The organism is Marinobacter sp. 1_MG-2023 (assembly GCF_030549045.1).
Classification (GTDB): Bacteria; Pseudomonadota; Gammaproteobacteria; order Pseudomonadales; family Oleiphilaceae; genus Marinobacter.
Genome location: NZ_JAUOST010000004.1, coordinates 141,037 through 162,549, shown reverse-complemented (window position 1 = coordinate 162,549; position 21,513 = coordinate 141,037). Strand labels below are relative to the sequence as shown.

Below are 21,513 nucleotides of genomic sequence, written 5' to 3'. Positions count from 1 at the left end.
ATGCGATGAATGATAAAGATGAATTGCGGTTATTCAGGGGTGGGCGATATGATGGGCCCAGAGAATCAAAAACTGTGCCTCCAGAGAGTGAGAGAGAATCATGGCGGGTAAAACTTTATACGACAAATTGTGGGACGACCATCTGGTCAAGCAGCGGGACGATGGTTCTGCGCTGATATACATTGATCGGCAACTCCTGCACGAAGTGACATCACCTCAGGCTTTTGAGGGGCTGCGCCTTGCAAAACGCAAGCCGTGGCGCATTGATGCCAACCTGGCAACGCCAGACCACAACGTTCCGACGACTGATCGTGCGAAAGGTATTGACGGTATTGTTGATCCGGTTTCCCGTATCCAGGTGGAGACGCTTGGCAAGAACTGCGATGAGTTCGGGATTCTTGAGTTCAAGATCAAGGATCAGCGTCAGGGCATTGTGCATGTTATTGGTCCGGAACAAGGTGCAACGCTACCGGGTATGACCATTGTTTGCGGCGATTCGCATACCTCTACCCACGGTGCGTTTGGTTGTCTTGCCCACGGTATTGGTACGTCCGAGGTTGAGCATGTGCTGGCGACTCAGTGCCTGGTTCAGCAGAAAATGAAAAACATGCTGGTCAAGGTAAACGGTGAGCTGGGCAAGGGTGTGACCGGTAAGGACGTCGTACTGGCAATTATCGCCAAAATCGGTACCGCAGGCGGCACCGGCCATGCGATCGAATTTGGCGGCCAGGCCATTCAGAGCCTCAGCATGGAAGGCCGTATGACCATTTGCAACATGGCCATCGAAGCCGGTGCCCGGGTTGGTATGGTTGCCGTTGATGGAACGACCATCGATTACGTCAAGGGCCGCCCATTCGCACCCAAGGGTGAAACCTGGGACGCAGCCGTTAAATACTGGCGAACCTTGCACAGCGATATGGACGCTGTGTTTGATAAAGTGGTTGAGCTCGAAGGCGCAGATATTCTCCCGCAAGTAAGCTGGGGTACGTCTCCGGAAATGGTCACGAACGTTACCGGCAAGGTGCCGGACCCATCGAAAGAAGAAGATCCTATCAAGCGCGAAGGCATTGAGCGGGCACTGAAGTACATGGGATTGAACCCGAACCAGGCGATTACCGATATTAAGCTCGACAGGGTGTTTATCGGTTCCTGCACCAATAGCCGTATTGAAGATCTTCGTGAGGCGGCAGTTGTGGTCAAAGGCCGAAAGGTGGCTGACAGTCTAAAGCAAGCAATGGTTGTACCAGGCTCCGGACTGGTAAAAGCGCAGGCGGAAGCGGAAGGCCTCGACAAGATCTTTATCGAAGCGGGCCTCGAATGGCGTGACCCAGGTTGTTCCATGTGTCTGGCGATGAATGCAGACAAGTTGGGGCAGGGCGAACACTGTGCGTCTACGTCTAATCGCAACTTTGAGGGCCGGCAGGGCTTTGGGGGGCGAACTCATCTGGTTAGCCCGGCCATGGCAGCCGCCGCAGCAATAGCCGGCCATTTTGTTGATGTTCGCGAACTGCTGAACTGAGCCACAGGAGAGAACTGAACCATGCGCGCATTTACGCAACACCAGGGCCTTGTGGCCCCCATGGACCGTTCCAATGTGGATACGGACATGATCATTCCCAAGCAGTTTCTGAAATCTATCAAGCGCACGGGCTTCGGCCCGAACCTGTTTGATGAGCTTCGCTATCTTGACGAAGGAAAGCCTGACCAGGATTGTTCCCAGCGCCCCTTGAATCCGGATTTTGTGCTCAATCAACCTAGATACAAAAATGCCAGTGTACTTTTGGCACGCAGTAATTTTGGTTGTGGGTCCAGCCGTGAGCATGCGCCCTGGGCTCTTGATGATTACGGTTTCCGGGTTATTATTGCCCCGAGTTTCGCTGATATATTTTATAATAACTGCTTTAAGAATGGCCTGTTACCAATTGTTCTTGAAGAGAAAATTGTTGATCAGTTGTTTCAGGAGGCTGAGGCTTCGGAAGGGTATCAGCTGACGGTGGATCTGGAGGCCAGAACAGTGATCACGCCGTCTGGTGAGTCGTTCGGATTTGATGTGGATGACTTCCGTCGCCATTGCCTGCTTAACGGGCTTGATGATATTGGCGTAACACTGGAAGACGCCGAGCTGATCAAGACATACGAAGATCAGCGTCGCCAAACTGCTCCATGGTTGTTTGGCGCAGGCCAATAGGCCGCTTCGTTAACGCCCATTTCGGCGATACTTATAACTTGCCGGGTCAACCCCGACCCGGCTTACCAAGGTTTGGAAACTCATCATGTCCAGAACTGTATTACTTTTACCAGGTGACGGCATCGGCCCAGAGATTGTCGCAGAAGCCGAAAAAGTCCTGCATGCCATCAATGAGAAATTTGACCTGAAACTCAATTTTGAGTCGGGCCTGGTCGGTGGTGCCGCGCTGGACGAAACAGACAGTCCACTGCCTGAGGATACCCTCGAGAAAGCGGGTAAAGCCGATGCGATTCTTTTGGGCGCTGTAGGGGGGCCGAAATGGGACAGCTTGCCCATGGCAAAACGCCCTGAAAAAGGTTTGTTAGGTTTGCGCTCCAATCTGGAGCTGTTTGCCAACCTGCGTCCGGCAATTCTTTATCCGCAACTGGCTTCAGCTTCTTCCCTCAAGCCTGAGGTGGTTTCAGGGCTTGATATCATGATATTGCGTGAGCTCACCGGTGGTATCTATTTTGGCCAACCGCGGGGTGTGCGTGTGCTCGAGAGTGGCGAACGCCAGGGCTATAACACCTACGCTTACACTGAATCCGAAATCCGCCGTATCGGCAGGGTGGCCTTTGAAGCCGCACAGCAGCGTAGCAAAAAACTGTGCTCGGTTGATAAGGCCAATGTGCTAGAAGTTACCGTGCTTTGGCGTGAAGTAATGAACGATCTGAAGCGCGAGTATCCGGACGTGGAACTGTCCCATATGTATGTGGATAACGCCGCAATGCAGCTGGTTCGCGCACCAAAACAGTTCGACGTGATTGTGACTGGTAATATGTTTGGTGATATTCTTTCTGACGAAGCAGCCATGCTAACAGGCTCTATAGGCATGTTGCCGTCGGCATCACTGAACTCTGAAAAACAGGGCATGTATGAGCCATGCCATGGTTCGGCTCCTGATATCGCCGGCAAGGGCATAGCCAATCCGCTGGCAACTATTCTCAGTGTTGCCATGATGTTGCGTTACAGTCTTGATGAAGAAAAGGCTGCTGCTGCAATAGAAACGGCTGTTAGCAAGGTGCTGGACCAAGGGCTGCGTACGGCGGATATCATGTCGGAAGGCAGTACTCAGGTCTCTACCCGTGAAATGGGTGAAGCGGTACTGGCTGCTCTGTAATTACGATACTGCCCGACAGCAACGCGATGCGGTTGCTGCGGGATCATTCATCCCGTCCCTGCCGGCGATATAGTCAGGGGTGGGCACAAGAGAGGTTCAAAGGTCGCACATGAAGCGAGTTGGACTTGTAGGCTGGCGCGGTATGGTGGGCTCTGTCCTCATGCAGCGTATGCGCGATGAAAGTGATTTCGCTGATATCGATCCGGTATTTTTCTCCACTTCCCAGACTGGCCAGCCAGCTCCGGACGTGGGGAAAGAGGGTGTCCCGCCATTGCAGGATGCATTCGATATCGAAACTCTGAAAACTCTGGATGTGGTGCTGACCTGTCAGGGCGGTGACTACACCAATGCGGTCTATCAGAAGCTGCGTGACGCAGGCTGGGAAGGCTATTGGATTGATGCGGCATCTACGCTGCGGATGGCGGATCACTCTGTCATTGTTCTGGACCCTGTAAATCGCAATGTCATAGACGCTGCTCTGAACAGTGGCGTGAAGGATTACATTGGTGGCAACTGCACGGTCAGTTTGATGATGCTCGCTCTCGGCGGTTTGTTGGAACAGGATCTGATTGAATGGGTTTCCCCCATGACGTATCAGGCCGCCTCTGGCTCTGGTGCCCAGAATATGCGTGAGTTGCTCAATCAGATGGGAGAACTTAACCGCAGCGTTGGAGATGAGCTGGCAAGCCCCTCTTCGGCGATTCTGGAAATTGATCGGAAAGTGACTGAAACCATGCGTTCTGATGGCTTTCCTACCGAGCACTTTCAGGTACCGCTTGCTGGCAGCCTGATTCCGTTTATCGACAAGCAGCTTGATAACGGAATGAGCAAGGAAGAGTGGAAAGCGGGTGTTGAGACCAACAAGATCCTTGGTCGCTCAGAAAAACCGATTCCGATTGATGGCCTTTGCGTGCGGATTGGCGCTATGCGCTCCCACAGTCAGGCTTTGACCATCAAACTGAAGAAAGACCTGCCGGTAGCAGAGATCGAATCCATCCTGGCCAAGGCCAACGACTGGGTTAAGGTTATCCCTAATGATCGCGACGCGACCATTGAAGAACTGACACCTGCCAAGGTGACCGGGACTCTGAGTGTGCCTATCGGGCGTATTCGCAAGCTGACCATGGGGCCTGAGTATATTTCTGCATTTACCGTAGGTGATCAGCTTCTTTGGGGTGCGGCAGAACCGTTGCGCCGTATGTTGCGAATTCTGCAGGAACGTTAAGAATTGTTACACAGAGGCAATAAATGCCAACTGTGTCCGGTTTCAGAAAGCCGGTCAGGGGGCGGAGGCTGATTTCAGGCTCCGCCCCTGTTATTTTCAGCGAGACTAGGGAGTTCCGTGCAACAGGTAAATCAATGGTGCAACGATTGCCGCTGATTGATTGATAAAATAGGCTTTATCAACAATACTTGCCGGACTGAAAATTAAAAACACGTCATATCGAACGAGAATTCTGCAGGCGGAAGTTTAAGAGCCAAAGCAGATCCTGTTTGAAAAAAATCAGTCACGAGTAACGGGGACTGGAAAGGAAAAAGCATGAAGGTACGCAAGCTTGCGGTTGCACTGGCTCTGGCTGGAGGACTCGGATCCGGCGTCGCTCAAGCCCTCGGGCTGGGTGAAATTGAACTTCAGTCTTATCTGAATGAGCCAATGGATGCGGAAATTGTTCTGCCACAAAGCCAGGGGGTGGACCCCGGTGATGTGTTCGTGAACATAGCTCCGGAGAGGGCTTATCAACGCCTTGGTCTGCAGCGGAATCAGTTTCTTGGGAAACTTCGTTTCGATGTGGCGACCCGTTCTGATGGTAGCCTCGTTGTTAATGTCTCATCCAGAGAGCCTCTGCGAGAGCCGTACCTTAACTTTCTACTCGAGCTGACCTGGCCTAATGGCCGGCTGATGCGTGAGTATGCCGTTCTTGTAGATCCTCCGGTTTATGCCGAAGAGTCCGGTGTATCCGAGCAGGTTCGTGCGCCCTCAAGTGCCCCGGCAGCCCAGTCCGGAACATCTACGCGCAGCGCCGAATCGGTTCGTCGCCAGGCAAGGGTTGAGCAGTCACGTGCCTCAAGCGCTGGCTATGGTGCTGATACGTTCGGACCTACGGGCGCATCTGACACCTTATGGACAATCGCGGCAGAAGTGCGGCCGGATAATAGTCTGTCGATGCAGCAAGTTATGTTGGCTCTGCAGGACCTGAATCCGAACGCATTCATTGGCAATAACATCAACAGATTGAAGCGTGGCGAGGTGCTGCGTGTTCCTTCTGCGGATCAGATTCGCAGCCGTACACGAGCTGAGGCCACGCGCGCCGTTGCGCAACAGAACGAGGAATTCCAGCAGCCCAGACGCACAGTCGATGCGACGGTTGCTCCGCAGCCTGCAGACGGTGCTGGCGCTGAGGTGGCCTCATCAGGGGGTGACGAACTCAAACTTCTTGTTGCTGATGATGAGGGCGCTCGGAGCGAGACTGAAGGCGGTTCCGCTGGTGGAGACGGTCAGCTTCCAGGAGGCGAGGATGCCGGTACTGCCGTTGCCATGGAAGAACTTGAAAGTGCCCGCAGGGAAAACGACGAGCTTAACACCCGTGTTGATGATCTTCAGGATCAGGTACAAACCCTGCAGCGCTTGTTGGAGCTCAAAAACAGCCAATTAGCAGAGATTCAGCAGACAACCGTTGCAAATGATGCCGCTGACGCGGCTGAGACAGCCGACACGGCTGAGACTGCTGACTTGGCCGAGACTGCCGACACGGCTGAGACTGCTGACATGGCCGAGACTGCTGATGCCGCAGATGACACGGCTTTGGTTTCCGGTGAAGAGGGAGTAGCGCCCGAACAGTCGGAAGAGATGGCAGGCGATGATGAGTCCATTCTTGAGCCCGGCCAGGAAAATTCTGGCGAGCCTGCAGCTGCAGTTGGCGAGATGGATGCTTCTGAATCTGACGTTGAGCAGGAATCTGTCAGCCCATCCGATGAAGCTGCGGATATGGAGCCTGGAGAAGGTGATGCGGAGGGTACGGCGACAGGGGTCGAAGAGGATGCGACCAGTAATGATCTGGTCCCTGCGTCAGGTGATCAGCCTGCACAATCAGAACCGGTAGAAAAGGCGGAGGCTGAGGTTCAGCCCAAGCCGGAACCTGTAGTCGCTGACAAAGGTTTCCCGGGCAACGTGATTGATGCCATTACCGGCAACACCTTGTATCAGATCGCCCTCGGTGGCGGCCTGATAATCCTGCTGCTCATTCTTCTGCTTCTAGCTCGGCGTAATGCCAAACGTGAGAAAGCATTTTACGAGCAACTCAATAACGAGCCAGATGGCGCCGAAGATTCTTTCGACCTGAGTCTGGATGAAGAGGAATCGGAGCAGGGCGCCACCGGCAATCCCCTGGAGGAAGCCGACGCCTATGTAGCTTATGGTCGATATGATCAGGCGGCGCAGACTCTGGAAACGGCTATTTCGCGGGAGCCAAGCCGTACCGACTTGCGTCTCAAATTGCTGGGTGTCTACGCAGACAATCAGGACCGCGAATCGTTCGAGAAGCAGTTTAGCGAAATTCAGATCCTGGAAGACGATGAAGCAACAGCTCAGGCAAACGAGCTTCGCTCACGTCTTGAAGAAGCAGAGTCGATGCCTAGCATTGATGATCTTGAATCTCAGCTTCGCTCCGGATCCTTGGGTGGAGAGTCAACTGCTTCAGAGCCGTTCAATGCCTCTGAAAATTTTGAAAACGCCGATACATCCTTGTCGGATGAGCTCCTTGCGGATCAGTACGACTCAAGCCGTGAAGAACAGGTTGAGAACGAGTTCGGTGATTTCGATTCTGATCTGGCTGATTTCGACCTCGATACACTTGAAGAGTCAGAGAAGTCTGCTGATGCACAAGACAACGAGGCGGAGAAGAGTAGCAGCGACGATCTGATCGAATATGATCTGACGGGATTAGAGCTTTCAAAGGCGAAAGATGGTGCTGATGCAGATCAACCTGAAGAGGAAAGTGATTTCTCCTCTCTCGAAATAGATCTCGATGAACCTGAAGAACCGAAAGAACCTCTGGCTGACCTGGCCCCCGAAAAAGCCCCGGAAACTGCGCCTGAAACAGAAAGCGCGGCGATTGATTCGCTTGATGAATCTTTCCTTGATGAGCTGGATGCTGAACTGGACAAGGTCGCCAATGAAGAAGACGAGCTTGGTGAATTGGAGATGGAAGAGTCCACGCTTGATGATCTTGAGCTGGATGTGTCTGATGAGGATCTTGCCTTGATGGGAGAATTCTCGGATTCTGCAGATTCTGCCAACGCGAGCTTTGAGGACGATGAGCTGTCCCTGGAAGACGAACTCTCCCTGGATGACGCGCTCAGCGAAGACGACCTGGCAAACGAAGATGGCGCACCTGAGGAATTGACCGAAGAGCCGTCCGACGAAGATCTGCCGGTGGCTTCCGACGAAGTTCAGGACGCCGTTACGAAATCACCTGTTGCTGAGATTGATGAAAATGATCTGGGTGACGACGATGATTTCGATTTCCTCGCAGGAACTGACGAAGCAGCGACCAAGCTGGATCTCGCAAGAGCCTACATTGAAATGGGTGACAGCGATGGGGCTCGGGACATTCTCGAAGAGGTTGCTCTTGAAGGGGACGACGAGCAAAAAGCTGAAGCTCAGGATTTGCTTAAAAATCTGTCCTGATCCGCTATAATCAGACTATTGAGTCAGCAAGCGCCGGCCGCCGGGAATTGTCCCGGCATTCAGCCGGCGTTTTGTGTTTTCAGCAACATACTTCCCGGATGTACATTTGTTTCTCTACCCGCAGGAACTTACAACGGATAACGCTATCGGCGGCGGACGGGTCGCGTTGGCTTTCGAGTATGACGGCCGCAATTTCCATGGTTGGCAGCTTCAGAAATCGGGAGTTCGTTCGGTTGAGGCCGAGCTCACCAAGGCTGTAACGAAAGTCGCTGACCATCCAGTAGATCTTGTATGCGCCGGGCGCACTGATGCCCGTGTGCATGCTAGCTATCAGGTTGTGCATTTCGAAACATCTGCTATCCGCAACCTTCGCTCATGGGTTATGGGTATCAATACCTCTCTGCCATTCGACATTGCTGTTCACTGGGCAGGAAATGGCGGTGCCGATTTCCATGCGCGTTTCTCTGCGGTGTACCGGCGTTATCGCTACGTTATCTACAATAGCCCGGTGCGGCCTGGTATTCAGCGCGGACAGGTGAGCTGGACATTTCGTGAGCTGGATGCGGAGCGCATGCATATTGCAGCCCAGGCCCTTGTCGGAGAGCATGATTTTTCGTCGTTTCGTGCTGCTGGCTGTCAATCCCGGACACCTGTTCGGTTTCTTGAACAGATAAAGGTAACCCGGAAAGGGAATTTCGTCGTAATTGATGTGCAGGCCAATGCTTTTCTGCATCACATGGTTCGGAATATTGCCGGAGCACTCATGGCTGTAGGTACTGGAAATCAGCCGGAGAACTGGATTCGTGACATACTGCTTGCAAAAGATCGCACGCTTGCAGGTGTAACGGCTCCGCCATATGGCTTGTATCTGGTCGATGTAGGATATCCCGATGATTTTTCAATACCTGCTGCAGAGTGTGGCCCGGGGTTTCTCCGGCCCTGGTTCAGCCGGGCAGAAAATAGTCCGGTGCATCCGACGCACATCCACCCGAAACAACAACCGGTAACAGTGCTATGAATACACGCGTCAAAATTTGTGGTCTGACTCGTGTTCAAGATGTGAAAGCTGCGGTAGAGAGCGGGGCTGATGCCTTGGGGTTCGTGTTCTACGAGCCTAGCTCACGCGCGGTTACGGTTGCTGATGCCGAGGTGCTCGTCAGACAGGTACCTGCATTTGTGTCAGTTGTTGGATTGTTCGTGAACCCATCAGCAGAGCAGGTCAGGGAAGTCCTGGATCGAATTCCGCTGGACTTGCTTCAGTTTCATGGCGATGAGACGGCAGATTTTTGCAGTCAGTTCGGTCGCCGTTGGATCAAGGCTGTGCGTGTTCAGAGTGCGGAGCAGATTGAACAGGCGTTCACAGAATACCAGTCATCAGCGGGTCTTTTGGTGGACGCATGGGACCCTGACCATTATGGCGGTACCGGTCGATCATTCAATTGGGACCTGGTCCCGCTAGAACGTCCCTTGCCACTTATATTGGCCGGTGGATTGTCATCTGATAACGTATTCAAGGCGGTAGAGCAGGTGAAACCCTGGGCTGTAGATGTCAGCGGCGGCGTTGAGAAAAGCAAAGGCATTAAAGACATCGAAAAAATTTCTGACTTTATTAAAGAGGTCCACCGTGTCTGTAAAATTGACTGAAGAAATGCTTACTGCACTACCTGATAACAGAGGGCATTTCGGTGCCTTTGGAGGTCGGTTCGTATCCGAGACTCTGATGGACTCCCTGATGATTCTGGAAAAGGAGTACCTTCGACTCAAGAAGGATCCGGAATTCCAGGCAAAGTTTGACAAGGATCTCGCAGATTACGTCGGTCGCCCCAGCCCACTGTACTTTGCCGAGCGCCTTACCCGCGAAACCGGAGGCGCGCAGATCTGGCTCAAGCGCGAAGATCTCAACCATACCGGTGCGCACAAGGTTAACAACACGATTGGCCAGGCCCTGCTGGCCAGCTTTCTGGGCAAAAAGCGAATTATCGCTGAAACGGGTGCCGGACAGCATGGTGTTGCGACTGCAACCGTGTGTGCCCGCCTGGGACTGGAATGCCACGTATTTATGGGCGCAGAAGATGTGCAGCGTCAGTCGCTTAACGTCTATCGTATGAAGCTTCTGGGGGCACAGGTGCATGCGGTTGAGAGCGGAACCCGCACACTCAAAGATGCAATGAACGATGCTATGCGCGACTGGGTTACTTATGTTGATGAGACATTCTATATCATCGGCACTGTTGCCGGGCCACATCCATACCCCTTGCTGGTTCGGGATTTCCAGTCAGTGATCGGACGTGAAACCCGCAGTCAGTCCCTCGAAAAGACAGGAAAACTCCCGGATGCGCTGGTCGCTTGTGTTGGTGGTGGATCCAACGCCATTGGCATGTTTTACCCGTTCCTGACGGATGAATCTGTGCAACTCTACGGCGTTGAAGCCGGTGGGCTTGGCATTGAAACCGGACAGCACGCAGCGCCGCTCTGTGCCGGGCGCCCTGGTGTACTCCATGGCAACCGTACATATCTTATGGAAGATGAGAACGGGCAGATTGCAGGCACCCATTCGGTCAGTGCAGGTCTGGATTACCCAGGCGTTGGGCCAGAGCATAGCTGGTTGAAAGATATTGGGCGCGCAAACTACGTTTCCGTTACGGACGACGAAGCGCTGGAAGCTTTTCGTATGCTGACCCTGGTTGAGGGCATCATGCCAGCACTGGAAACTGCCCACGCAGTGGCTTATGCAGTCAAACTTGCGGCTACGATGGATAAAGACCAAATGGTTGTCATTAACATATCCGGACGCGGCGACAAAGATATTCATACCGTTGCGCAGTTGGATGGTATCGAACTCTGATGAATCGACAGGAGCAGGCATGAGCCGAATTGAAGGGGTTCTAAAGACCCTCAAAGGACAAGGACGCAAGGCACTAATTCCATTTATCACTGCCGGTGACCCGCATCCGGATGAGACAGTTGGTTTGATGCACACTATGGTTGATGCGGGTGTGGATATTATTGAATTGGGCGTGCCTTTTTCTGATCCGATGGCCGATGGTCCGGTTATTCAGCTGGCCTGTGAGCGCGCGCTCAAACACGGCACATCTTTGCGTCGGGTCCTGGCGATCGTGCGAGAGTTCCGAGAAACCAATGACACAACCCCTGTTGTGCTGATGGGTTACCTTAACCCCATTGAGGCCATGGGTTATGAAACCTTTGCCGACGCGGCCGTGGAGGCTGGCGTAGACGGAGTTCTTACGGTGGATCTGCCGCCGGAGGAAGCCGATGATGTTGCGCCTCTGTTTTCCCAGAGGGGGCTGGACCCGGTTTTCCTGCTGGCGCCAACGACGACTGATGAAAGAATTCGTGCTATTGCCGATCACTCTTCGGGATATGTGTACTATGTTTCATTCAATGGCGTGACCGGAGCTGCCAGGATAAACGTAGACGAAGTCGCCGCAAAAGTAGCTCATATTCACGAATTAACGGCTTTGCCTGTAGGTGTTGGCTTTGGGATTCGCGATGCGGAAACAGCGGCTGCCGTGGGACGGGTATCCGATGGTGTAATTGTTGGCAGTGTGCTGGTAGATACAATAGCCAAGAATCAGGCAGACATCGAAGCTCTGAAACGGGCACTGACCGATCTGCTCAACCCGATGCGCGAAGCACTGGACAGCCTGGCTTCCTGACCCTACAGGTGAGGGTGAGTCAGAATCAAAGGACAGGATATAACCATGAGTAACTGGCTGGACAAGATAATGCCGGGCAAAATTCGCTCGGAATCCAATCGCAGAACAGGTGTTCCGGAAGGTCTCTGGAAAAAGTGCCCGAAATGCGGCGCCTTTCTATACAAGCCGGAACTGGAGAAGAACCTGGATGTTTGCCCCAAGTGTAACCATCACCTGAGAGTCGATGCTCGCCGGCGCCTCGATATTTTTCTTGATGCCGAAGGGCGTGAAGAAATCGGAGCCAGTCTTGAGCCTTGGGATCGGCTGAAGTTCAAGGACTCCAAGCGTTACAAGGATCGCCTGGTACAAGCTCAAAAAGCTACGGGTGAGAAAGATGCGCTTGTCGCGATGAAAGGCAAAACGCTGAATGTCCCTTTGGTCGCTTGTTCCTTCGAGTTCAATTTCATGGGCGGCTCCATGGGGCAGGTTGTTGGTGAAAAGTTTGTCCAGGCTGCCAACGTAGCACTGGCTGAGCGTATCCCCCTGGTCTGTTTTTCCGCGAGCGGCGGCGCTCGTATGCAGGAAGCCATTCTTTCCCTGATGCAGATGTCAAAAACGGCTGCCGTGCTTGAACGTATGAAACAGGAAGGTATTCCGTACATCTCCGTCATGACCGACCCTGTTTTTGGTGGTGTGTCCGCAAGCCTTGCCATGCTGGGTGACCTTAATATTGCAGAACCCAATGCACTGATCGGATTTGCCGGCCCGCGGGTTATCGAGCAGACGGTCCGGGAAAAGCTGCCCGAAGGTTTCCAGCGCAGTGAATTCCTGTTGGAGCATGGTGCAATTGATATGATTCTGCATCGCCACCAGATGCGTGAGCGCATTGCACATGTCCTGGCCAAGTTCACCGGGCAAGAACGGCCCGATACGGAAGACCCCATAGAATTTGAAATATCGGAAAAGCCAGACATTGAGCCAGCCGCAGAATAAACAGAAATCCCGCCCTCCTGAAGCACCGGGGGGCGGGGCGACAGTTGATCAGTGGCTGTCCTGGCTTGAACTGATACACCCTACCGAAATAGACCTGGGGCTTGACCGGGTTCTGGTGGTACTTCGTCGCCTGTTCCGCAAGAAGCCTGCGGTACGGGTCGTTACCGTCGCCGGTACCAACGGGAAGGGCAGCACGGTTGCGACGCTCGAAGCACTTCTTCAGGCAGCCGGGCGGCGAACCGGCGCCTACACATCTCCCCATCTACAGAAATATAACGAACGCATACGTATCGACGGCCAGGACATTGATGATGCGGGTCTGGTCTCTGCGTTCGAAAAAGTGGAAGCTGCTCGTGGCTCAGTAACACTGACTTATTTTGAATTTGGCACACTGGCGGCTTTTGTTGCGCTGGCCGAAGCTGGTGTGCAGGACTGGATTCTTGAGGTTGGCCTTGGCGGCCGCCTTGATGCGGTTAATGTTTTAGATGCCAGCCTGGCGATTATAACGTCCATCGACATTGATCACGTGGCGTTTCTTGGAGATAACCGTGAGGTTATCGGTTTTGAGAAAGCCGGGATTCTTCGCCCTGGGATACCCGCGGTCGTTGCCGATGTTGATGCTCCGCGCTCCGTTATTCAGCAGGCAGAGGCTCAGAAGGTAGCGCTCATTCTTGGGGGGCGGGACTATACCATCCAGGAGGCCAGAGAGGATTCCGGCGACATCACCACAAGGCTTCATGTACAGGAGGCCAGGTTCAGATTGCCGTCTGGGCCTCTTCCAGTTCAGAGTGTCGCTGCGGCAGTGGTAGCAGTGCGTGTACTCGAGCCTGGTCTCGAAAAAGACGTGATCGAGACAGCTCTGTTTGGTGTCAAGGTGCCAGGACGGTTCGAGCGCCTGGGACGCAATCCGGATCTGTATGTGGATGTAGGCCATAATCCTCACGCTGCTGGCTGGCTTTGCAAAAGGCTCCAGGCATTGAAGGGTGAAGATCAGAAGGTTTTCGCGGTTTATGCCGCTCTTGCCGATAAAGACGTGGAGGGCGTGGCCAGCGCTATGGCTCCGGTTGTTGATGACTGGTATCTGGCAGGACTTGATGTTCCCAGAGGTTTGGATTCCGTCGCTTTGTGGCAAAGACTGGAGTCCGGGTCGCTGTTTGGTAAGCTGCACGACGGGAGTAGCAGCCCCCAGGTCAAAGCCTGTAGTTCTGTGGCCGCAGCAATTTCCGAGGCAAAGGCTAACGCAGGAGAAAAGGACATCATCATTGTATTTGGTTCTTTTTTTACTGTCGCAGAAGCACGCACTTTGCTCCTTTGAGCGAGTGAACCCGGGCGCCTTAAACTTTGTCCATAGCGGTTCCCGGGGCTTTGAGTTATGGCATGCAGGCGGTTAGTATGTGCTGGGTCAACCAGGCGGGGAGTCAAATAACGTGGATGGATTGAAACAAAGAATAATCGGTGCGCTGGTCCTGGTTTCACTGGCCGTCATCTTTGTGCCCATGGTGTTCGATGAACCTCACTCTGAGCGAACGTCTACTACGATCAATATTCCCGAAGAACCGCCTTTCCCGGAAGTTGAAGCTCCCGTTTCGGATGTGGCACCTCCGCCTCCTTACCAGCAAGATGAGCCTGCAACAGCAGACTCGGGCGTCCAAGACTACCGAATTCTTGAAAGTGATGAATCGGCGCTTCAGCCTGTACCTGATAGCACTGCAAACCCTGAGCCTCAGGCGACGGAATCGGTACAAACTGAGCCTGCTCCCTCTCCGTCTGTCTCTCCAACTACCGCTGCAGCTCCGCAAGAAAAGCCAAGCGCACCCGCACAAACTGAGCCGTCTGCACAGACCGAACAAGAAAGTGCCGAGTTTACCCGTTCCCTGGAAGGTGCATGGGTTGTGCAGTTAGGCAGCTTTGGTAACGGCGACAACGCTCGTCGTCTCAGGGACAAGGTGCGCGAGAAGGGCTACAATTCCCACCTTCAGGAGGTCGTTCGGGGCGACAGCACGCTTACGCGGGTCTTCAGTGGACCATTTGCCGAGAAAACCGAGGCAGAATCAGCAAAACGTGCACTGGATAAGGCGTTTAGCTTGAACAGTCTTGTCACATCTGGCGATAAATAACCTTTTCACACTGCTTTATGTGGTTCCGGCGGTTTGGCGAACCGGCGTTTCCTGATAGAATTCGCGCTTCCTTTTCTCCACCGGGATTTCCATGGAAGCGCTGATCTGGATTGACTGGGTTATAATTGCCCTGATTTCAGTTTCCACTCTCATCAGTTTGAAGCGGGGCTTCGTGAAAGAAGCGCTGTCTCTTGTGACGTGGGTGGGTGCATTTATTCTTGCGCGAACCTTTCATCCCCAGATGCAGGCCCTGCTTGAGGGCACAGTTGAAACGCCGTTGGTGCGTCTTATTGCTGCCTTTGCCATTCTCTTTTTTGGTACGCTCATCGTTGGCGCTATCATAAACAACATGATCGGACACCTCGTTCGTGCAACGGGTCTCTCTGCGACGGACAGGGTATTGGGCATGGGGTTTGGCCTTCTGCGGGGAATTGTTGTAGTGATCGTTGCGATCGCATTTATTCGTTACACCCCTTTGGCTCAGGATACCTGGTGGAGGACGTCAATCATGATCGACCGCCTGGCAGTAGTCGAAGATTGGTCCAGGCGAACGTTTGGTGACGAATTCGCCCGTTTCCTGGAGCCGGAACCTCAAAAGGCCGTGGAACCCACGTCCGCATCCCGCTAACATTCAGAATTAACACTCGGAGATTACCTTATCCATGTGTGGCATTGTCGGCATCGTCAGTACTTCTCACGTAAATCAGTCGCTCTATGATGCGCTGACTGTACTTCAGCACCGGGGCCAGGATGCAGCGGGCATTGTTACCTTCCAGGATGAACGCTTTTATCTGCGCAAGGACAATGGCCTGGTTCGCGATGTATTCCATACTCGCCATATGCAGCGTTTGGTCGGCAATGTCGGAATAGGTCATGTGCGGTATCCGACTGCGGGCAGCTCCAGTTCTTCTGAGTCGCAGCCCTTTTATGTGAACAGCCCGTACGGCATTACCTTGGCTCACAACGGTAACCTCACCAACGCCGATGAATTGAGCCAGGATCTGTTCCGTACAGACCTTCGCCATATCAATACCAATTCGGATTCAGAAGTGCTGCTGAACGTTTTTGCGCACGAGCTGCAAAAGCTGCGCAAGCTTGATCCGACCAAGGAAGAAGTATTCTCGGCAGTCAGAGCGGTTCACCAGCGTTGCCGCGGTGCCTACGCGGTTATTGCGATGATTACCGGGTACGGCATCGTCGGCTTCCGCGATCCAAATGGTATCCGTCCGGCCTGTTACGGTGAACGTACTTCCGAGAGCGGCCGGAAGGAATACATGATTGCTTCCGAGAGCGTTGCGCTAAGCGCAGCCGGGTACACACTGGTAAGAGACATAGCACCAGGCGAGGCCGTTTACATCGAAACTGATGGCACTCTTTACACTCAGCAGTGTGCACACGAACCCCGCCTGTACCCGTGTATTTTCGAGCATGTTTATTTTGCAAGGCCGGATTCCATCATGGATGGCGTCTCCGTGTACAAGGCGAGGCTACGGATGGGTGAAACTCTGGCAGATAAGATTCTGCGAGAATGCCCGGACCATGACATAGATGTCGTAATGCCCATTCCTGATACCAGCCGGACCTCGGCAATGCAGATGGCGCACCGGCTGGGCGTGAAATTCCGCGAAGGCTTTATCAAAAACCGGTATATCGGCCGCACTTTCATTATGCCTGGCCAGACCATGCGTAAAAAATCTGTGCGTCAGAAGCTGAACCCCATTGATCTGGAGTTCAAAGGCAAAAACGTCATGCTGGTTGATGATTCCATTGTCCGCGGCACCACCTGCAAAGAGATTGTGCAGATGGCCAGAGACGCCGGCGCACGAAAGGTTTACTTCGCATCTGCTGCGCCACCGGTTCGATACCCCAATGTATACGGCATAGATATGCCGTCGGCCAGTGAGTTGATTGCTCACGAAAGAAGTGTTGAGGAGATTCGCGATCTGATCGGAGCCGATTGGCTGCTGTATCAGGATCTGGAGGATCTGGTGACTTGTGTCAGCGATGTAAACGAGAGCATAGAAGGGTGGGAGTGTTCTGTGTTCACCGGGGACTATATAACCGGTGATATTGATGAGGCCTATCTCAATCGCCTTGATGAGTCCCGTAATGATGTCACCCGTTCAGGGGATGTTAACACCGGGTCAGCTGATAACGGCATCATCGACCTCTACAACGACGAAGACTGAACAGCAAGCCTTGTCAGGAGACGCTAATGACTTTTTACCGCGAAGAAACCGCCCAGATTCCTGAATCGGATCTGGACGGAATGTCTCTGGATACATTGGCGGTGAGGGCAGGGCAGCTCCGAACTGGCCAGCTTGAACACAGTGATGCAATTTTTCCGACCTCGAGTTTTGTCTACAATAGTGCGGCTCAGGCAGCAGCGCGTTTCGGGGGAGATGAGCCGGGCAATATATACTCCCGATTCACCAATCCGACGGTTCAGGCTTTCGAGGGGCGCATCGCGGCGATGGAAGGCGGAGAGCGTGCTGTAGCGACAGCATCGGGTATGGCCGCCATTCTCAGCACCTGCATGGCGCTGCTGAAGAGCGGTGACCATGTTATCTGTTCTCGTGGCGTTTTCGGAACGACCAACGTGTTGTTTCAGAAATACATGGCCAGGTTTGGCGTAGAAACAACCTTTGTAAGTCTTACTGATACGCAAGAGTGGACCGCCGCGATACGACCAGCCACGCGTATGCTGTTTATCGAGACCCCGTCGAACCCGCTTTGTGAAGTTGCCGATATGGAGGCACTGGCGAAGCTTGCCCACGATAATGACGCACTGTTCGTGGTGGATAACTGTTTTTGTACGCCCGTGCTACAGCGCCCTCTGGAACATGGTGCGGACATAGTTGTTCATTCTGCAACCAAGTATCTGGATGGACAGGGCCGTTGTGTAGGCGGTGTCGTTGTTGGCGCAACAAAGCTCATGGAAGAAGTCTACGGTTTTCTCAGATCTGCCGGACCCACTATGAGCCCCTTTAACGCCTGGGTTTTCCATAAGGGGCTGGAAACCTTACCAATCCGTATGCGAGCCCACTGCGACAATGCGTTAGAGTTGGCCGTATGGCTCGAGCAGCAACCGGAAGTCGAACACGTTTATTACGCCGGACTGGAAAGCCACCCGCAGCATGCACTTGCCAAAAAGCAGCAAAAAGGTTTTGGTGGCGTGCTGGCGTTTTGCCTCAAAGGTGGTCGGGAGGAAGCCTGGGAATTCATCGATGCAACACGGATGATTTCAATTACAGCTAACCTTGGTGACGTGAAAACGACGATTACCCATCCGGCGACCACGACACACGGGCGGCTCTCTCCCGAAGACAAATCCAGAGCTGGCATTACAGAAAACCTTCTGAGACTCTCGGTTGGTATCGAAGCAGTCGAAGACCTGAAAGCAGATTTGTACAGAGGCTTTCAGGCGCTTCAGAACGCAAGCAACACTTAACGTTTGAGCATTCATGGCCGAATCTGCAAAAGCGAAGAAATCACCACAGCAACTGACAGAGAAACAGCTCCGCTTTCGCCGCCTTGCAGCGCAGGGCGCGCGCGAAGGTGCAGTGATCGGCCTGGTAGCGCTGTGTATTTATCTGGCCATGGCTCTGGTTACTTTTAACCCCGCAGACCCTGGCTGGGCCAGCATTGGCCATGATACCAGCGTACTTAATTCAGCCGGCCGCTCGGGAGCTTGGCTTGCTAGCCTGCTGAGAGATTTTTTCGGCCACGTAGCCTACCTGTTCCCCGTGATGGTCGCAGGGTACGCTATCATGTTGTTCCGCTGCAGAAACGAACCGCTGGATCTACATTGGCCGTTGTTTTTAATGAGGTTCGGCGGCTTCCTTCTCATTTTGTTATCAGCGACCAGCCTTTTGTCCCTTTATTCGGTATTTGGACTGGGGGCCACGTCGGGCGGTGTGCTTGGAACCACAGTCGCGGACGCCATGGTCCGTTTCTTTAATCTTCCGGCAACAACACTACTGCTTATTGCTATATTTCTCTTCGCATTGACGGTTACCCTCAGCCTTTCATGGTTCTGGCTGATGGATCAACTGGGCGGCCTTGCTATTCGTCTGGGTCAGGCGCTGAAGAAACTGGCGACGCCGGATAAATCCAGGCCGGCGTCCGAGAAACCTGCAATACCTGAAAAAACAGCACATAGCCCTGAACCTGAACCCGAGCAAGAAAAGGCACGCGGGCGTTGGTGGCACAAAATCCCTGGCTTTGGCCCGAACAAGAAAGCCAGATCGGAAAAACCAACGAAGGGGCGCCTGGAGCCAGCGTTTGAAGGTTTCTCTGCTGACGAGGAAGCAGAGCCAGCACGCCTGGAAAGCTTCAGTTCCAGAGATGAAGCACCCTCGAAAAGAAATGCACAGCCGAGTGCGTCTGTTAAAGAGAAGGCGCCTTCTGCTAAAGAAAAAGCACCTTCCGGGAGCGGCCGCTCCCTGAAAATCTCGCCGTTCAAAAAAGATGAACAGACACCGCATGCCGGCAACGCTAAAAACTCGCAACCTTCGTTGCTTGAGGACATAGAGAGCCCGATCCCTCCTGTCTCACTGCTTGACCCGCCAGAGGAACACAAAGAAAGCGGCTATTCCGAGGAGGCGCTGGAGCATATGTCGCGCCTGCTTGAGGAAAAGCTGGCCGACTTCGGCGTGTCGGTTGAGGTTGTTGAAGTTAACCCGGGACCGGTGATTACCCGGTTTGAGATAAAGCCGGCTGCGGGGGTTAAAGTCAGTAAAATTTCCAACCTGGCAAAGGATCTTGCGCGGTCCCTGGCTGTGCTCAGCGTTCGGGTTGTGGAGGTAATCCCGGGTAAATCCGTCGTCGGTATCGAAATCCCCAATGAGAAGCGTGAGATTGTTCGCCTTAGTGAGGTTTTGAGCGCAAGAGTGTTCACCGAGTCCAGCTCGGCACTGACAATGGCACTGGGTAATGACATAGGTGGGAATCCTATGGTGGCAAATCTGGCCAAAATGCCCCATTTGCTGGTTGCCGGTACTACCGGGTCTGGTAAGTCGGTGGGGGTCAATGCCATGTTGCTGAGTATGTTGCTCAAGGCTGGTCCGGAAGACGTACGTTTCATCATGGTCGACCCCAAGATGCTGGAGCTAAGCATCTACGACGGAATTCCCCATCTGTTGGCCCCGGTCGTTACAGATATGAAAGAAGCCGCAAATGCGCTGCGCTGGTGTGTGGCTGAAATGGAACGAAGATACCGTTTAATGGCGGCTCTGGGTGTCCGAAACCTGGCTGGCTACAACAGGAAGCTGAAAGACGCGGCAGCGGCTGGCGAACCTCTTCTCGATCCACTCTGGAAGCCGGATGAGTATCTGGCCAATGACGAGCAGGAACGCCCGGAACTGGATCATTTGCCTTTTATTGTGGTGGTTATCGACGAATTTGCCGACATGATGATGATTGTTGGTAAAAAGGTTGAAGAGTTAATCGCCCGGATTGCCCAGAAAGCGAGGGCGGCAGGTATCCATCTGATACTTGCAACCCAGCGGCCATCAGTGGATGTCATCACCGGCCTGATCAAGGCCAACATTCCAACGAGAATGTCGTTCCAGGTCTCTTCAAAGATCGACTCACGCACTGTGCTGGATCAGGGTGGTGCCGAGCAGCTTCTTGGGCATGGTGACATGCTTTACCTGCCGCCGGGCTCCGGGCTACCTGTCCGCGTCCACGGGGCCTTTGTAGACGATGATGAGGTTCACCGTGTAGTGAGCGCCTGGAAGGCCAGGGGTGAACCCGTGTATGTGGATGATGTTCTCAACGGCGCTGAGGGTGAAAGTCTGCCCGGTGTGCCCACATTATCTGACGGTGGCGATAGCGAGGGTGATGCACTGTTTGATGAAGCCGTCGCTTTTGTGACAGAGGGGCGCCGGGTGTCGATATCCTCCGTGCAGAGAAAGTTCAAGATAGGTTACAACAGGGCGGCCAATCTGGTTGAGGCCATGGAAGCGTCGGGAGTGGTCAGTTCGGCGGGCCATAATGGCGCCCGTGAGGTTCTGGCGCCGCCCCCACCAAGAGATTAGGAGTCGTATACTATGCAACAGATTTTTCTGAAACCCCTGGCGACTGTCTCGGCAGCGTTGATTATGGCTCTTGTGTTCAGTAGTTCACTGATGGCTGCAGACACAGAAGGTACAGCGGCTGAGCTCGCCTCTTTGTTAAAAAGCTACGAAACGTATCAGGCCGATTTCATTCAGATCGTGGTCAATGAAAACGGCAGTAAGGTGCAGGAATCCCGTGGTTCACTGAAAGCCAAAAGGCCAGGTCTGTTTTACTGGGAAACTCAGGCACCTCTATCCCAGTACATTGTCAGTAACGGCCAAAGCGTGGAAGTGTTCGACCCCGACCTTGAGCAGGTAACCGTGCACAACCTGGACGACCGTGTTCAGACCACACCTGCGCTGTTGCTCAGCGGAGAAGTTGATAACCTCGAAGACACCTATCGGGTTTCCGGTCGTCAGGTCGGTGATGACACGAGGGAATTCACTCTTGAGCCCAAAAGTGAAGACTCCCTTTTTGTATCCTTGAGGCTGACGTTCTTCAAGAACGAACTGCAAGAAATGCGCATGCAGGATTCTCTGTCTCAGCTTAGCGTGCTCAGCTTTAATGACATTAAGCTTAACGAAAGCGTCGACGACAGCGCTTTTACGCTTGAGTATCCGGAGGACGTTGACGTAATCCGGGACGAAGGCTGA

The 21,513-nt window shown here is 53.5% G+C and carries 17 protein-coding genes; all 17 read left to right on the top strand.

Annotated elements, in window-relative coordinates; genetic code table 11:
* Positions 1 to 100 precede the first annotated feature (100 nt).
* The 17 genes from leuC (at position 101) to lolA (ending at position 21,513) form a co-directional block, all read left to right on the top strand.
* Complete coding sequence (leuC, locus tag Q4606_RS12135) at positions 101 to 1,519, top strand: 3-isopropylmalate dehydratase large subunit (protein WP_303596050.1); 1,419 nt, start codon at positions 101 to 103, stop codon at positions 1,517 to 1,519.
* Positions 1,520 to 1,540: 21 nt separating this feature from the next.
* On the top strand, positions 1,541 to 2,188 hold the full coding sequence (gene leuD, locus Q4606_RS12130) for a 3-isopropylmalate dehydratase small subunit (protein ID WP_303596049.1): 648 nt from the start codon (positions 1,541 to 1,543) through the stop codon (positions 2,186 to 2,188).
* Between the two features lie 85 nt (positions 2,189 to 2,273).
* The gene (gene leuB, locus Q4606_RS12125; protein ID WP_303596048.1) at positions 2,274 to 3,347 is read left to right on the top strand and encodes a 3-isopropylmalate dehydrogenase; all 1,074 of its coding nucleotides are present in this window, start codon (positions 2,274 to 2,276) and stop codon (positions 3,345 to 3,347) included.
* Between the two features lie 109 nt (positions 3,348 to 3,456).
* Positions 3,457 to 4,572, top strand: coding sequence for an aspartate-semialdehyde dehydrogenase (gene asd / locus Q4606_RS12120; protein ID WP_303596047.1), 1,116 nt, complete (start codon positions 3,457 to 3,459; stop codon positions 4,570 to 4,572).
* A 315-nt stretch (positions 4,573 to 4,887) separates the two neighbouring features.
* Positions 4,888 to 8,034, top strand: a complete 3,147-nt coding sequence (locus Q4606_RS12115) for a FimV/HubP family polar landmark protein (protein ID WP_303607673.1) — start codon at positions 4,888 to 4,890, stop codon at positions 8,032 to 8,034.
* Between the two features lie 106 nt (positions 8,035 to 8,140).
* A complete protein-coding gene (gene truA, locus Q4606_RS12110; RefSeq protein ID WP_303607769.1) occupies positions 8,141 to 9,052 on the top strand; it encodes a tRNA pseudouridine(38-40) synthase TruA in 912 nt (303 codons plus the stop codon).
* On the top strand, positions 9,049 to 9,678 hold the full coding sequence (locus Q4606_RS12105; protein WP_303596045.1) for a phosphoribosylanthranilate isomerase: 630 nt from the start codon (positions 9,049 to 9,051) through the stop codon (positions 9,676 to 9,678). The genes truA and Q4606_RS12105 overlap by 4 nt, the downstream gene beginning before the upstream one ends.
* Positions 9,679 to 9,682: 4 nt before the next feature.
* Positions 9,683 to 10,879 (top strand): tryptophan synthase subunit beta, encoded by a 1,197-nt coding sequence (trpB, locus tag Q4606_RS12100; protein WP_303596199.1) that lies wholly within the window; start codon positions 9,683 to 9,685, stop codon positions 10,877 to 10,879.
* Positions 10,880 to 10,898: 19 nt separating this feature from the next.
* Positions 10,899 to 11,711 carry a tryptophan synthase subunit alpha gene (gene trpA, locus Q4606_RS12095; RefSeq protein WP_303596044.1) on the top strand — a complete coding sequence of 271 codons (813 nt, stop codon included), beginning with the start codon at positions 10,899 to 10,901 and terminating at the stop codon, positions 11,709 to 11,711.
* Between the two features lie 45 nt (positions 11,712 to 11,756).
* Positions 11,757 to 12,683, top strand: coding sequence for an acetyl-CoA carboxylase, carboxyltransferase subunit beta (gene accD, locus Q4606_RS12090; RefSeq protein WP_303607672.1), 927 nt, complete (start codon positions 11,757 to 11,759; stop codon positions 12,681 to 12,683).
* The gene (gene folC / locus Q4606_RS12085) at positions 12,664 to 13,998 is read left to right on the top strand and encodes a bifunctional tetrahydrofolate synthase/dihydrofolate synthase (protein WP_303607671.1); all 1,335 of its coding nucleotides are present in this window, start codon (positions 12,664 to 12,666) and stop codon (positions 13,996 to 13,998) included. The genes accD and folC overlap by 20 nt, the downstream gene beginning before the upstream one ends.
* A gap of 112 nt (positions 13,999 to 14,110) precedes the next feature.
* Complete coding sequence (locus Q4606_RS12080; protein WP_303596041.1) at positions 14,111 to 14,800, top strand: SPOR domain-containing protein; 690 nt, start codon at positions 14,111 to 14,113, stop codon at positions 14,798 to 14,800.
* 91 nt (positions 14,801 to 14,891) lie between these two features.
* On the top strand, positions 14,892 to 15,428 hold the full coding sequence (locus Q4606_RS12075) for a CvpA family protein (protein ID WP_303596040.1): 537 nt from the start codon (positions 14,892 to 14,894) through the stop codon (positions 15,426 to 15,428).
* Between the two features lie 34 nt (positions 15,429 to 15,462).
* A complete protein-coding gene (gene purF, locus Q4606_RS12070) occupies positions 15,463 to 16,989 on the top strand; it encodes an amidophosphoribosyltransferase (protein WP_303596039.1) in 1,527 nt (508 codons plus the stop codon).
* A gap of 26 nt (positions 16,990 to 17,015) precedes the next feature.
* Complete coding sequence (locus tag Q4606_RS12065) at positions 17,016 to 18,251, top strand: O-succinylhomoserine sulfhydrylase (RefSeq protein WP_303596038.1); 1,236 nt, start codon at positions 17,016 to 17,018, stop codon at positions 18,249 to 18,251.
* A 13-nt stretch (positions 18,252 to 18,264) separates the two neighbouring features.
* The gene (locus Q4606_RS12060) at positions 18,265 to 20,841 is read left to right on the top strand and encodes a DNA translocase FtsK (RefSeq protein WP_303607670.1); all 2,577 of its coding nucleotides are present in this window, start codon (positions 18,265 to 18,267) and stop codon (positions 20,839 to 20,841) included.
* Between the two features lie 12 nt (positions 20,842 to 20,853).
* Entirely contained in the window at positions 20,854 to 21,513 is a 660-nt protein-coding gene (lolA, locus tag Q4606_RS12055; RefSeq protein WP_303607669.1) for an outer membrane lipoprotein chaperone LolA, read from the top strand.